The organism is Bradyrhizobium arachidis (genome assembly GCF_015291705.1).
Taxonomy (GTDB): domain Bacteria; phylum Pseudomonadota; class Alphaproteobacteria; order Rhizobiales; family Xanthobacteraceae; genus Bradyrhizobium; species Bradyrhizobium arachidis.
This window is the reverse complement of the sequence record NZ_CP030050.1, coordinates 9,026,948-9,041,365: the sequence shown is the minus strand read 5'-3', so window position 1 is coordinate 9,041,365 and position 14,418 is coordinate 9,026,948. Positions and strand designations below refer to the sequence as shown.

Here is a 14,418-nt window from a genome sequence, read left to right as displayed (position 1 = left end):
TGACCCAGAGGCGGGTGCCGCGGAACGCCCAAGGTGCGCCGAAGATGGCGGTGAGACAGCTTGCCGCACGGAGAGGACAGGAACAATGAACGGGTCGCAATTCGAGCGCGCAAACATCGTGGCAGAACAGCTGTCGGCGACGGTCGCCTCGAAACCGGCCGATCCGATTCAGGAGCACAATTCCCGTCCGGCCGCTGAAGGCCTCTACGATCCGAGCCTGGAGAAGGACAGCTGCGGCGTCGGCTTCATCGCCAACATCAAGGGCAAGAAGTCCCACGAGATCGTCTCGGACGCGCTGAGCATCCTCTGCAATCTCGAGCATCGCGGCGCTGTCGGCGCCGACCCGCGCGCTGGTGACGGCGCCGGCATTCTGGTGCAGATCCCGCACGCCTTCTTCAGCCGCAAGGCCAAGGAGCTCGGCTTCGCGTTGCCGGCTCCGGGCGAATACGCCATCGGCGCGCTGTTCATGCCGCGCGACACCGCCTGGCGCAACGTCATCAAGAGCATCATCGCCGACCAGATCAAGGAAGAGGGGCTGACCCTGCTCGGCTGGCGCGACGTGCCGACCGACAATTCCTCGCTCGGCGTCACCGTGAAGCCGACCGAGCCCGCGTGCATGCAGGTGTTCATCGGCCGCAACGGCGTTGCCAAGACCGAGGACGATTTCGAGCGCCGGCTCTACATCCTGCGCAAGTCGATCTCGCAGGCGATCTACCAGCGCCGCGACCGCGGCCTTGCCGGCTACTATCCCTGCTCGATGTCCTGCCGCACCGTGATCTACAAGGGCATGTTCCTCGCCGACCAGCTCGGCAAGTACTATCCCGATTTGCACGAGAAGGACTTCGAGAGCGCGCTCGCGCTCGTTCACCAGCGCTTCTCGACCAACACCTTCCCGGCCTGGTCGCTGGCGCACCCGTACCGCATGATCGCGCATAACGGCGAGATCAACACGCTGCGCGGCAACACCAACTGGATGGCGGCGCGCCAGGCCTCGGTGAGCTCCGAGCTCTACGGCAAGGACATCAACCGCCTCTGGCCCATCTCTTATGAAGGCCAGTCCGACACGGCCTGCTTCGACAACGCGCTCGAATTCCTGGTGCAGGGCGGCTACTCGCTGCCGCACGCCGTCATGATGATGATTCCGGAGGCGTGGGCCGGCAATCCCCTGATGGATGAGAAGCGCCGCGCCTTCTACGAATATCATGCCGCGCTGATGGAGCCGTGGGACGGCCCCGCCGCGATCGCCTTCACCGACGGCCGCCAGATCGGCGCCACGCTCGACCGCAACGGCCTGCGGCCGGCGCGCTATCTCGTGACCAAGGACGACCGCATCGTGATGGCGTCCGAGATGGGCGTGCTGACGATCCCCGAGGATCAGATCATCACCAAGTGGCGCCTGCAGCCCGGCAAGATGCTGCTGGTCGATCTCGAGCAGGGCCGTCTCATCCCCGACGACGAGATCAAGGCCGAGCTCGCCAAGAGCCATCCCTACAAGGAGTGGTTGGAGCGGACCCAGATCGTGCTGGAGGAGCTGCCGAAGGTCCCGACCACCGGCGTGCGCTCGAACCTGTCGCTGCTCGATCGCCAGCAGGCGTTCGGCTACAGCCAGGAAGACATCACCATCCTGATGACGCCGATGGCGGCCACGGGCGAGGAGGCAGCCGGCTCGATGGGCAACGACACGCCGATCTCGGCGCTGTCGGACAAGGCCAAGCCGCTGTTCACCTACTTCAAGCAGAACTTCGCGCAGGTCACCAACCCGCCGATCGACCCGATCCGCGAGGAGCTGGTGATGAGCCTCGTCTCGATCATCGGGCCGCGGCCGAACCTGTTCGACCTGCAGGGCATGGCCACGACCAAGCGCCTCGAAGTGCGCCAGCCGATCCTGACCGACGCGGATCTCGAAAAGATCCGCTCGATCTCCGACGTCGCCGAATCGCACTTCAAGTCGCGCACGCTGGACACCACGTTCCACGCCGGTCTCGGCGCCGCCGGCATGGACCAGGTGCTCGATGAGCTCTGCGCGCGGGCCGAGAGCGCGGTGCGCGAGGGCGTCAACATCATCATCCTGTCCGACCGCATGGTCGGCACCGACCGCGTGCCGATCCCGGCACTGCTGGCCTGCGCCGCCGTGCATCATCATCTGATTCGCGTCGGACTGCGCACCTCGGTCGGTCTCGTCGTCGAATCCGGCGAGCCGCGCGAAGTGCATCACTTCGCGTGCCTTGCCGGCTACGGCGCCGAAGCGATCAATCCTTACCTCGCGTTCGAGACCATCATCGCGATGAAGGATCGCCTGCCCGGCTCGCTCGACGACTACGAGATCGTCAAGCGCTACATCAAGTCGATCGGCAAGGGCCTGCTCAAGGTGATGTCCAAGATGGGCATCTCGACCTACCAGTCCTATTGCGGCGCGCAGATTTTTGACGCGGTCGGCCTCAAGGCGGACTTCGTGTCGAAGTTCTTCGCGGGCACGCACACCCGTGTCGAAGGCGTTGGCCTTGCCGAGATCGCCGAGGAGGCCGTGCGCCGCCATGCCGACGCGTTCGGCGAGGCGCAGGTCTACAAGACCTCGCTCGATGTCGGCGGCGAATATGCCTATCGCAGCCGCGGTGAGGACCATGCCTGGACCGCCGAATCGGTGTCGCTGCTGCAGCACGCCGCGCGCGGCAATTCGCAGGAGCGCTATCGCGCCTTCGCCAAGATACTGAACGAGCAGTCGGAGCGCCTGCTGACGCTGCGCGGCCTGTTCCGGATCAAGAATGCGGACGAAGAGAAGCGCAAGCCCGTCCCGCTCGACCAGGTCGAGCCGGCCAAGGACATCGTCAAGCGCTTCGCCACCGGTGCGATGAGCTTCGGCTCGATCTCGCGCGAGGCCCACACCACGCTCGCGATCGCCATGAACCGGATCGGCGGCAAGTCGAACACCGGTGAAGGCGGCGAGGAAGCCGACCGCTTCAAGCCGATGCCGAACGGCGATTCCATGCGCTCGGCGATCAAGCAGGTCGCCTCGGGCCGTTTCGGCGTCACCACGGAGTATCTCGTCAACTCCGACATGATGCAGATCAAGATGGCGCAGGGTGCCAAGCCCGGCGAGGGCGGCCAGCTGCCCGGCCACAAGGTCGACGCGACCATCGCCAAGGTGCGGCACTCGACCCCGGGCGTCGGCCTGATCTCGCCGCCGCCGCATCACGACATCTACTCGATCGAGGACCTCGCGCAGCTCATCTACGACCTCAAGAACGTCAACCCGACGGGCGACGTCTCGGTCAAGCTGGTCTCCGAGATCGGCGTCGGCACGGTCGCCGCGGGCGTTGCCAAGGCGCGCGCCGACCATGTCACCATCGCGGGCTTCGAGGGCGGCACTGGCGCTTCACCGCTGACCTCGATCAAGCACGCCGGCTCGCCCTGGGAGATCGGCCTTGCCGAAACCCACCAGACCCTGGTGCGCGAGCGGCTGCGCAGCCGCATCGTGGTCCAGGTCGACGGCGGCTTCCGCACCGGGCGTGACGTCGTGATCGGCGCGCTGCTCGGGGCCGACGAGTTCGGCTTCGCCACTGCGCCCTTGATCGCGGCCGGCTGTATCATGATGCGCAAGTGCCATCTCAACACCTGCCCGGTCGGCGTCGCCACCCAGGACCCCGTCCTGCGCAAGCGCTTCACCGGCCAGCCCGAGCACGTGATCAACTACTTCTTCTTCGTCGCCGAGGAAGTCCGCGAGATCATGGCTTCGCTCGGCTTCCGCACCTTCAACGAGATGATCGGCCAGGTTCAGCTGCTCGACCAGACCAGGCTGGTCGCGCACTGGAAGGCCAAGGGCCTCGACTTCTCGAAGCTGTTCGTCAAGCAGAAGGAAGAGAAGGGCCAGAAGATCTATCACTCCGAGCGCCAGAACCATCATCTGGAAGCGGTGCTCGACCGCGCGCTGATCGAGAAGGCGACGCCTGCGCTCGACCGCGGCGCGCCGGTGAAGATCGAGGCCACGATCAACAGCACCAACCGCTCCGCCGGCGCGATGCTGTCGGGCGCGGTCGCCAAGATCTACGGCCATGCCGGCCTTCCGCACGACACCATCCATGTCGGCCTCAAGGGCACCGCCGGCCAGGCCTTCGGCGCCTGGCTCGCGCACGGCGTCACCTTCGAGCTCGAGGGCGAAGCCAACGACTATGTCGGCAAGGGCCTCTCCGGCGGCAAGATCATTGTCAAGCCGCCGCGGAACGGCGGTATCGTGCCGGAAGAGAGCATCATCGTCGGCAACACCGTGATGTATGGCGCGATCGAGGGCGAGTGCTACTTCCGCGGCATCGCCGGCGAGCGCTTCGCCGTGCGCAACTCGGGCGCGGTCGCCGTGGTCGAGGGCGCGGGCGATCATTGCTGCGAATACATGACCGGCGGCATCGTGGTCGTGCTCGGCAAGACCGGGCGCAATTTCGCGGCCGGCATGTCGGGCGGCATTGCCTATGTGCTGGACGAGACCGGCGACTTCGACAAGCTGTGCAACCTCAGCATGGTCGAGCTCGAGCCGGTCTTGTCGGAAGAGCTGATCAACGCCGGCACCTACAATCACGCCGGTGACCTCGAAGCGCACGGCCGGGTCGACGTGTTCCAGAACCTGCTCGATTCCGACGTCGAGCGTCTGCACGTCCTGATCACGCGCCATGCAAAAGCGACCGGCTCCAGGCGCGCCGCCGAGATCCTTGCCAATTGGAAGGACTGGCTGCCCAAATTCCGCAAGGTGATGCCGGTCGAGTACCGGCGCGCACTGCGCGAGATGGCCGCCAACGCGGACGCCGAGCCGAAGATCGCGATCGGGGCGTAATTCTCACCTCGCGTCATTCCGGGGCGCGCAAAGCGCGAACCCGGAATCTCGCAAAGATAACCTCCAGGTTCCGGGTCTGCGCGCGGCGCGCGCATCCCGGAACGACGGGAAAGAAAACTAAGCGGCAGGGACTTCGGGTTTAATGGGCAAGATCACGGGTTTTCTCGAAATCGAACGGCATGACCGCAAGTACACTCCGGTCACCGAGCGCGTGAAGCATTACAACGAGTTCGTCGTTCCCTTGAGCGAGAAGGAAGTGCGCGACCAGGCCGCGCGCTGCATGAATTGCGGCATTCCCTATTGCCACGGCACCGGCTCGGTCGCGCCCGGCACGCCCGGCTGCCCGGTCAATAACCAGATCCCCGACTGGAACGACCTCGTCTATCAGGGCAATTGGGAAGAAGCCTCGCGCAACCTGCACTCGACCAACAATTTCCCCGAATTCACCGGCCGCATCTGTCCTGCGCCGTGCGAAGCGTCCTGCACGCTCAACATCGACGACAACCCGGTCACCATCAAGACCATCGAATGCGCGATCGTCGACCGCGCCTGGGATAATGGCTGGCTGAAGCCCGAGGTCGCCGCCGAGAAGACCGGCAAGAAGGTCGCCGTGATCGGCTCGGGTCCGGCCGGCATGGCCTGCGCCCAACAGCTCGCGCGCGCCGGCCACGACGTGCACCTGTTCGAGAAGTACGCCAAGGCCGGCGGCCTGCTGCGTTACGGCATCCCCGACTTCAAGATGGAGAAGGGCGTCATCGACCGCCGCGTCAAGCAGATGGAAGGCGAAGGCGTCACCTTCCACTACAACAGCCATGTCGGCGCTGACGGCAATGTCGATCCGCGCGAGATGCTGAACGAATATGACGCGATTGCGCTCACCGGCGGTGCGGAAGCCCCGCGCGATCTGCCGATCCCCGGCCGCGAGCTCGACGGCATCCACTACGCCATGGATTTCCTGCCGCAGCAGAACCGCCGTGTCTCCAGCGAGCCGCTGGGCGGCGCCGCCGACATCCTCGCCGGAGGCAAGCATGTCGTCGTCATCGGCGGCGGCGACACCGGCTCGGATTGCATCGGCACCTCGATGCGCCAGGGCGCGCTGTCGGTGACCCAGCTCGAGATCATGCCCGCCCCGCCCGAGCGCGAGAACAAGGGCCTGACCTGGCCGAACTGGCCGCTGAAGATGCGCACCTCGTCGAGCCAGGCCGAAGGCGCCATCCGCGAGTTCGCCGTGCTGACGCAGAAGTTCACGGGCGAGAACGGCAAGGTCAAGAAGCTGCACTGCGTCCGCGTCGACGACAAGTTCAAGCCGATTGCCGGCTCCGAGTTCGAGCTCGACGCCGAGCTCGTCCTGCTCGCCATGGGCTTCGTCCACCCCGTGCACGAGGGCCTGCTCAAGCAGCTCGCGGTCGACCTCGACCCGCGCGGCAACGTCAAGGCCAACACGCTCGACTACCAGACCTCGCGCCCGAACGTGTTCACCGCCGGCGACATGCGCCGCGGCCAGTCGCTGGTGGTGTGGGCGATCCGCGAAGGCCGGCTGTGCGCCCGGTCGATCGACACGTTCCTGATGGGGAAGACGGATCTGCCGCGGTAGGCGCGGCGAGCCCCGCCGACAGTTCAATAGACGGTGTCATCGCCCGGCTTGACCGGGCGATCCAGTATTCCAGAGACAGCTATCATTGAAACGATAGCCGCGGCGTACTGGATGCCCCGGTCAAGCCGGGGCATGACCACGGAGTGGGTGGCGAGAGCGGAGCAAACCAAGCAGCATTCGCCCCAACGCCACGCGCCGCCGCCTCAATTCTGCAGCCTCACCCCCAGCATCACCACCGTCCCCTGCGAGCTCGATCCCGCCTGGTTCGAATCCAGGATGTCGTGCCGCAGCGTGCTCTTGATCCAGACGTTGCGGTTGAGCTTGTAGATCAGATTGCCTTCGAGCGAGAAGGTTTTGTCGTTGCGACCCTGGTTCTGGTAATCGTAGGTGCCGTAGGTGAACTTGCCGACCGCCGTGAGCCAGCGGCGGAAGTCGTGATCGACTTCGACACCGTAGGTGTGCACCAGCACGCCGGACGAGCCGGGGACGGTGGTCTCGGCGATCTGCGTGTCGGTGGCAAGTTTCACGGTGGTGAGGCCGCTCGCATTCCAGATCAGTGAGCCCGCGGTGAGGAAGCCGGAGAGCTGGCTGAGGCGCGGGTCGGTATAGTTGCGTGCGGAATAACCGACCGAGACCTCGCCGATGAGGATGCGCGAGAACTCGAAGGACGAGCCGACCTTGGCATAGCCGCCGTTTGAATCGCGGAAGTAGCCGTTGCGGTCGGCGGCCTGGTCGTGGACGCGGGTGTCGCCCTCGATCTCGACGAAGGGCTTGAGGCCCGGCTTCAGCTCGTAGGAGAAGCGGCCGACGCCGCCATACTGGTTGAAGTCGCGGTCGTTGTTGCTGAAGGTCGAGCCGTCGGTGAGCTTTGAATCCGTGTAGGCGGTGCGGTCGACGGTGGCGCCGGCGGCGACCTGGAAACGGTTGAAGGTCTGGTCGAAACCGAGCGTCGTGCCGTAGGTGGCGTAAACCGGATATTTCTGCAGGCCGGCCTGCACGTTCGGGCTGCCGGGATTGTCGGTGGCGAGCCGCAGACGCAGCTGCGAGGTCAGCTTGAGATCGCGGTCGACGTCGAGGCGGCCGTCGACATGGCCGGTGAAATCAGGCCGGTCGATCTCGACCGGCGAGGGCGAGGCAAAGCCGTCGATCGTCGCCGGCATGTTGTTGGTGTAGCCGGAGAACGAGCCGCGCAGGTCCGCGACCAGCGCGTGGCGTTCCCAGTCGGATTGCACGAGGAGGTCGGGCGCGACGACATAGACCGGCGAGCCGACCGGCTTGTTCAGGCGCGCCGGGTTGGTGTCGTAGCCGGCGGAGAGCTCGAGCCCGCCCCTGATCAGGAAGCTGCCGGCATAGTCACCGACCGCGCCGAACGCATCGTCATCGGCCTTGAGGCGGCGGCGCAGCGGCTGGCCTGGCACATTGCCGGCCATCGCCGGGGCGACCGGTGTCTTGTGCGCGGTCTCCGACGGCGGTGGCGCGATGCGCGGCGGGCCGAGCGTCGTCACCGGCGTTACTGGCGGCGGCGGCGAGCCGGGACCGAGCGGGCGCTTCGGCTTGGCCTGCCCGGGATAGAGCTTGGGCTGCTGCCGCTTGCGGTTGAGCGAGTCATAGCCCGAGCCGCTCGCGCCGTTGGCGGCGGGCAGGCCGTAGGTCGGGACCTGACCGGCTGTGTTTTGGCCGAGGCGCGAAGGCGCCGGTGTCTGCGGGCGCTTGCGCGGATCGGCACCGGGATCGGGCAGCGTCGGCAGCGCGTCCGAGGGTGCCTGCGGCACGCCCGCCGTACGGCGTGTCGGCAGCGTGTCGGGCGAGGCGAAGCTGCCGCGGTTGGGATTGAACAGGTCGGGCGTGAGGCTCTGGGCCACCGCCGGGCCGCTTCCAAGAGCGGTCAGCGCAAGGCACGGGACGAGACACGGCAAAGCCGCACGCAACAATTGCGCGCGCTTGCTCCGGCCCCTGCCTGGAGACGACCCCACGATGGAATAACTCCAACGAAATCAAATGCTTCCACGATGGCCTCCGCCGGCTGGCGGGAACCCATCGTTAATGGACTTAAAACAATTATGGTTAATGACCGGTTGAGGGCATTTGCGGCCGCGTCGCCTCACCAGCCCGGGCGTGCTAAGCAGGCGCCAACGGGCGAACGCCCACCTCTTCCTGGACGAGATCATGCCGAGTTCGAAACCGCTGATGACCCAATCATCCGGCCCCATCCCTGAGAGCGTCGAATCCGCGCTCCGCACGCTGGAGACGGAGAGCGGCGGCATCAACGCGCTCGCCGCCGCGCTGCGCGGCCCGCTGGGCGAGGCGTTTGCCAAGGCGGTCGATCTGATCCGCAACGCCAAGGGCCGCGTCATCGTCACCGGGCTCGGCAAGTCCGGCCACATGGCGCGCAAGATCGCGGCGACCCTGGCCTCGACCGGCACGCCCGCGTTCTTCGTCCACACCGCGGAAGCCGCCCATGGCGACCTCGGCATGATCACCGCGGACGACGTCATCATGGCGTTGTCCTGGTCCGGCGAGCAGCCGGAGATGAAGACGCTGGTGAATTATTCGGCGCGCTTTGCAATTCCCATGATAGCGGTGACGTCGAATGCTTCGTCCTCGCTGGGACAGGCCGCCGATATCGTGATCGAGCTGCCGAAGGCGCGCGAGGCCTGCCCGCATAATCTGGCGCCGACCACCTCGACCATGATGCAGGTCGCGATCGGCGATGCCATCGCGATCGCGCTGCTCGAAGGCCGCGGCTTCACCGCACTCGAGTTCGCGCATTTCCATCCCGGCGGCAAGCTGGGCGCGATGCTGAAATTTGTCCGCGACTACATGCGCACCGGCGCGGAGATTCCGGTCAAGCCGCTCGGCACCAAGATGTCGGATGCGGTGGTCGAGATGTCGGCCAAGGGCCTCGGCTGCGTCTGCATCGTCGATGAGGCCGGCGGCATCACGGGCATCATCACCGACGGCGATCTGCGCCGCCACATGCGCCCCGATCTGCTGACGGCGTCCGTCGACGAGATCATGACCAGGCAGCCCAAGACCGTGCCGCCCTCGATGCTCGCGACCGAAATGATCGAGGTGCTGAACACAAGCAAGATCACGACGCTGGTCGTGACCGAGGCGGACAAGGTGGTCGGCATCGTGCATCTGCACGACCTGCTGCGCGCCGGCGTGGCGTAGTCCTATCGCCGTCGTGCCCGGGACAAGCCCGGGCACATCAGCTCACAGCGTCTTCAGATACTCGATCAGCTCATAGCGCTCGTCGTCGTCCTTGAACATGCGGCCGATCACGCCGTCGCGTCTCGGCTCGCCGTCTTTAAGCTCGAACGAATGGCCGCGCACGCTGTTGCCCTGGACCGGCTTGCCGTCCGATCCGGTCATCGAGAACTGCGTTTCACCCGTCTTGCAGCGCTCGTCGGCGGTGACGGCGAAGCCGACGGTCACGGGATCATAGTCGCGGCGGCCCATGCAGAATTTGGTCGGGCGTTCGTTCTGCGGCTTGAGCAGCCAGTACAGCGAAGGCACCGAACCGTTGTGCAGATAGGGCGCCGTCGCCCAGATGCCGTTCAGCGGACGCGCGCGGTAGCGCGCTCCCCCCACCGGATTGAGGCAGTTCTTGCGCGCGAGATTCCACAGCTTCGCCCGCTCGGCGTCCGACAGCTTCTCGTCGTCCATCCATTTGCGGGCGACGAGATCCACCACCGTCATCAGGCCGAGCGCATAGACCATCTCGTTGGGCGAGGCGCTCGCGGTCGGGACATCGCATTGCCACCATGTCTGCAGGTCGGCCGTATTGACCTTCAGGAAGCCGGGCACGTCGATGATCCTGTTGCTGAGCACGAGCGTCTGCTCGGGGTCGGTGTTGATCTCCTTGAGGGGAATCGTGACCGCGTTCAGCACCTTGCTGTCGCCGCTCGGCTCCCAGCGTCCTGACGACCAGAATGCCGGGGTGTCGACCGCTGGCAAATGGCATCCGGAGCACATCTCGGCGTAGATCTTGCGGCCCTTCTCGGCCTTGTCCCTGTCGATCCTCCAGGCATCGCCGAGGATTTGCGACGGCCATTTCGGCGACAGCAGGCCGCCGAATTTCGGACCGGTGGCGGGATCGGGCGACTTGAAGGGATCGGGACCCCTCAGCATGTCCTCGATCCAGCCGAGCGTGTTGACGTGAACCGAGGAGCGCCAGATCCTGTCGCCGGGATAGGCGTCGGACAGGTTGAGCAGCGCCGTCACGCCGAGCGCTTCGCCGGCGTTGCGGATCAGCGGCTGCTCGATCGAGGCGTCGTATTGCGCGAACTTGAACCACGGCACGGTCCAGATCGGGGGATAGCTCACCGGCGCGTCCTGGGCGTGCAGGTTCTTCTCGAATCCCTTGATCCCGCTCAGTGCGAGATCCTGCGAGAACACCTGGTTGCCGATGCGATTGAGGGCGTCGAGGCGGCCGAACCCTTCCTCGGTGTCTTTCTGCTGCCTGCCGTCCCAGGTCTTCTTGCCTTCGATCGTCTCGTTATATTTCTCCTGCCAGCCGATCAGGAACTTGCCGATCGCGCTGAGCTTCTGCTTCAGCGCGTCGCGATCCGTCTTGCCGGCGTCGGCGCCGAGCACGCGATCGGCGAAGCGGTCGAAGCGGAACGGGACGTAGAGCGTGTAGGCGATCGACAGGCCGGTGGCGAGCTCGAGCTTCTTCAGGTCGGTCATGGCCGGGCCGCCGTCGAAGCGGACGTCGATGCCCTGGTAATGGATCTGGCCGGTGTGGCAGGCGGCGCAGGTCAGCCCGATCTTGTCCTCCTCGCGTCGGCCGCTCGCGGGATCGACGACGCCGGTCATCCGTGCAAAGCCGACCGGCAGGCCGTCGACGTTCTCGGCCGGCGTCCATCTCGTCGACCAGCCCGGTACCTGTTTCGTGTCATAGACATTGGCGTAGCCGAAGCGGCGCAACGTCGTCTCGTCGGTCTGGACCGACTGTGGGCTCGGGATGAAGCCGAAGCTTTCGAGATAGGCGCTGTCCTTCATCATGCCCGGCTTCGAGAACAGACGCAGGCGCGGCTGCTCCAGCGCCACGAACCACTCATAGGGCACCGGGAAGGTCGCAGTGCCCTGGCTCGCATGGTGAAACCAGTGCCGGTCCTTCAGCGACCAGTTCTGCTCGAGCCAGAAAGCGGCCTTGGTGTCGGGCACCGCGGGCAACGGCGGCGGCAGCAGCTGCGCGAGGATTCCCTTCTGCGGCAGCATGGCGCGGACCTGGTTGGGGAATTCGGCGACCGCAACGAGCGCGAGAAGCGCGCCGGCGAGGAAGAGCCCCGCGATTCCGAGAGCCCAGCGAAACCTGAGTGCGCAGGATGACAGCAGCGGCTGTGACACGATCCGCTGGGTGATCCTGCCGGGGAATTTGCGCTCGTTGAACAGCGTGCGCACGTCGGCCACGCTGAGATAGAGCTCCGCCTTCTTGCCGTCGACCTTGCCCTTGCCCATGATCTTCAGCAGGACTGGCCATTCGAACTGCATCAGCACCGGGTAGTACCAGCGCGCAGCGCTGCCGGCGCGCTTGAGATTGTCGTGCATGAAGGTCTTGATTTCCGCGGCGTTGAGGCCGGGCTCGCTGACGCCGGTGTTCGGATCGGTGTAGGTCCGGCCGAAGCTCTGGAGGCGCGCGATCTCGTCCTCGTTGACCTTGCCGTCGACGCCGAGAATGCGCGAGCCGGCGCCCAGCTTGTCCAGCGGACCGCCGCGCAGCGCGTCGAGCTGCGGGCCGGACCAGATGCTCTTGAGGATGTGACTGAAACCGTTGGCGATCGTCGCAACGCCGCGGACCTGGATGCGGGCCCAGATCTTCTTCAGTCCGGTCTCGCCGCTCGCATTCGCGATGGTCTGCGACAGCGTGTTGAGCGGGACGGTCCCGCCGTCGACAAAACCTTCGCCGACGAGGCCGCGCAGGAACGGGCAGGGATTGTCTGGCGAGACTGGGATCGAGGGGTCGAAGGGCGGCTTCGAAGCGGGGTCGTGCATGGCCCAAATCCTACAAACAGCGAATCGTGAAATAACGCGCCGATAAAGCGCGAAAAGTCCTAACAAACCGGCAGCACACTATACTACTTCAGCGTGTAGCGAAGTGTGTCCGAATTCACTGTCGCGTCAACACGGGCAGGCGCGAGGCCGGGGAAAACCCGCAAGGGATCGCAGACGGCCGCCGCCTGCCTTTTTAGGATTCGGCGGCGCGTTTGACGTCGCTCTGGACAAGGGTCAGCTTGCCGAGCGGCACGCCCGCATTCAGCAGCCCCTCGCGGTAATGGGCAAGGTCCTCGGGCCGCTTCCAGTGGAAATTGCGCAGGTGACGGTCGACATTCAGGGTCGGGTAATTGGTCATCAGCACCACGGTGGCCTCCGCCGCCTCATCGTCCCGGCGCAACTGTGCCAGCGCCGCCGCGCGGATCGCCAGCGCCTGCATGTGGTTCGGGTTGATGTAGAGCTGCTCGCGGGCCCATGACAGCGTCGCGTCGTATTGTCTCAACAGATAATGGCTGAAGGCGTTCAGCGCGGCCCATTGATAGCGCGGGTCGCTGTTGTCGCGTTGGGCGGCCATCGAGAACAGCTCGATCGCCTCGCGGTGCTCGCCGATCACGAAATGGCAGATGCCGAGCACGCCGCGCGCGCCCATGTCGTAGGGATTGAGTGCGACCGCGCGCTTGGCGGCGTCCATCGCGGCCTCGTAATGGCCTTCCATCGCATGCGCCCAGGATAGGATCGAGAACGCAAAGGAGGAACGCGGGTCGAGCCGGACGCTGGTCTCGGCGAGGTTCATCGCCTCGGCCCACATTTCGCGCGTGCCCTTGACCCAGCCGAACTGGATGCTCTGGATTTGGATCGTGGCGAGATAGGCGTGCGCGATCGACAGTTTGGGATCGAGCCTGATGGCCTCCCGGAACAGGTCGACGGCGGTGGCGAGGTCCTCCTTGGTCTGCCGGTAGTAATGCGACAGCCCCTTGAGGAAGCGGTCCCAGGCGGTCACGTCGGTGGAGGGCCGCGCCGGCGCCGAGGCTTCCGCGCGGACGATCTCGGTGGCGATGGCGGCGGACAGATTGGTAGTGATCTCGTCCTGCATCGCAAAGAGGTCGCCGATGTCGCGGTCGTAGCGGCCGGTCCAGAGCTGCTCGCCGGTCTCGGGGGCGATCAGCTCGGCGGTGACACGGATTTTTGCGCCGGCGCGCCGCACCGAGCCCTGGATCAGATAGGTGGCGTCGATCTCGCGCGCGATCAGGCGGGTCGAGACATTCTTGCCCTTGAAGGCGAAGGTCGAGTTGCGGCTCAGCACGCGATAGAACGATTGCAGCGCCAGCGCGTGGATCAGATCCTCGGTCAGGCCGTCGGAGAAATATTCGTCCTGGGCGTCGCTGAGATTGGCGAAGGGCAGCACGCCGACGATCGCGGTGCGGTACTGCTGCGACAGGACGGACGCTTCCCGCAGCTCGGGGAGGAGCGCCGGTGCGTTCTCGGGCGTCCAGGTGAAGACCCCGACCGCGTCCTTGATGTTCTTGAAACGGTGGTTGCCGGCATCGGTCAGCGGCACCTGGAGATGCTTGCTCGCCTCCCGGTAGGCCTTGGCCGAGATCGCGAAGCCGCCGGGGCTCGCCACCGCTTCGAGGCGAACGGCGATGTTGACGTCGTCGCCGAAGACCTCGTCCTCGTCGGCGATGACATCACCCATGTGGATGCCAAGCCGGAATTGCATGGCGCGGTCGGTCGGCAGATGGTGGTTGCGCTCCGCCATCAGCGTCTGCATCGCGATCGCGGCCTCAGTGGCGCCGACGATCGAGGGGAATTCCAGCAGGAAGCCGTCGCCGGTGTTTTTGACGACGCGGCCGCCGTGATTGAGGACAATGGGGTGAATCGCGCTGCGATGGGCTTTGAAGGCGGCATGGGTGCCGGCCTCGTCGCTGCCCATCATGCGCGAATAGCCGGCGACATCGGCGCAGACGATGGCAGCCAAACGTCTTTCCATAGCCCCGGAGCTCCA

The 14,418-nt window shown here is 65.7% G+C and carries 6 protein-coding genes; 3 read left to right on the top strand and 3 right to left on the bottom strand.

Features of this window, described 5'->3' with window-relative positions:
• The first annotated feature begins 85 nt into the window (after positions 1 to 85).
• Positions 86 to 4,819: a glutamate synthase large subunit gene (gene gltB / locus WN72_RS42705; RefSeq protein WP_092215673.1), complete on the top strand. Its 4,734-nt coding sequence runs from the start codon at positions 86 to 88 to the stop codon at positions 4,817 to 4,819.
• Between the two features lie 142 nt (positions 4,820 to 4,961).
• Positions 4,962 to 6,413: a glutamate synthase subunit beta gene (locus WN72_RS42700; protein ID WP_092215675.1), complete on the top strand. Its 1,452-nt coding sequence runs from the start codon at positions 4,962 to 4,964 to the stop codon at positions 6,411 to 6,413.
• 203 nt (positions 6,414 to 6,616) lie between these two features.
• Here WN72_RS42700 and WN72_RS42695 read toward each other — a convergent pair whose 3' ends face one another.
• Positions 6,617 to 8,386, bottom strand: a complete 1,770-nt coding sequence (locus WN72_RS42695) for an outer membrane beta-barrel protein (RefSeq protein ID WP_092215677.1) — start codon at positions 8,384 to 8,386, stop codon at positions 6,617 to 6,619.
• Positions 8,387 to 8,579: 193 nt separating this feature from the next.
• Between WN72_RS42695 and WN72_RS42690 the strand changes: the two genes are divergently transcribed.
• Positions 8,580 to 9,587 carry a KpsF/GutQ family sugar-phosphate isomerase gene (locus WN72_RS42690; protein WP_167380783.1) on the top strand — a complete coding sequence of 336 codons (1,008 nt, stop codon included), beginning with the start codon at positions 8,580 to 8,582 and terminating at the stop codon, positions 9,585 to 9,587.
• 42 nt (positions 9,588 to 9,629) lie between these two features.
• Here WN72_RS42690 and WN72_RS42685 read toward each other — a convergent pair whose 3' ends face one another.
• Positions 9,630 to 12,413 carry a di-heme-cytochrome C peroxidase gene (locus WN72_RS42685; protein WP_092215680.1) on the bottom strand — a complete coding sequence of 928 codons (2,784 nt, stop codon included), beginning with the start codon at positions 12,411 to 12,413 and terminating at the stop codon, positions 9,630 to 9,632.
• Positions 12,414 to 12,606: 193 nt separating this feature from the next.
• On the bottom strand, positions 12,607 to 14,403 hold the full coding sequence (locus WN72_RS42680; protein ID WP_167380784.1) for an adenylate/guanylate cyclase domain-containing protein: 1,797 nt from the start codon (positions 14,401 to 14,403) through the stop codon (positions 12,607 to 12,609).
• Positions 14,404 to 14,418: the final 15 nt, after the last annotated feature.

Coding starts and splice junctions, on each gene's coding strand:
- gltB (WP_092215673.1), top strand. CDS start 86: ATGAACGGGTCGCAATTCGAGCGCGCAAACATCGTGGCAGAACAGCTG.
- WN72_RS42700 (WP_092215675.1), top strand. CDS start 4,962: ATGGGCAAGATCACGGGTTTTCTCGAAATCGAACGGCATGACCGCAAG.
- WN72_RS42690 (WP_167380783.1), top strand. CDS start 8,580: ATGCCGAGTTCGAAACCGCTGATGACCCAATCATCCGGCCCCATCCCT.
- WN72_RS42685 (WP_092215680.1), bottom strand. CDS start 12,413: ATGCACGACCCCGCTTCGAAGCCGCCCTTCGACCCCTCGATCCCAGTC.
- WN72_RS42680 (WP_167380784.1), bottom strand. CDS start 14,403: ATGGAAAGACGTTTGGCTGCCATCGTCTGCGCCGATGTCGCCGGCTAT.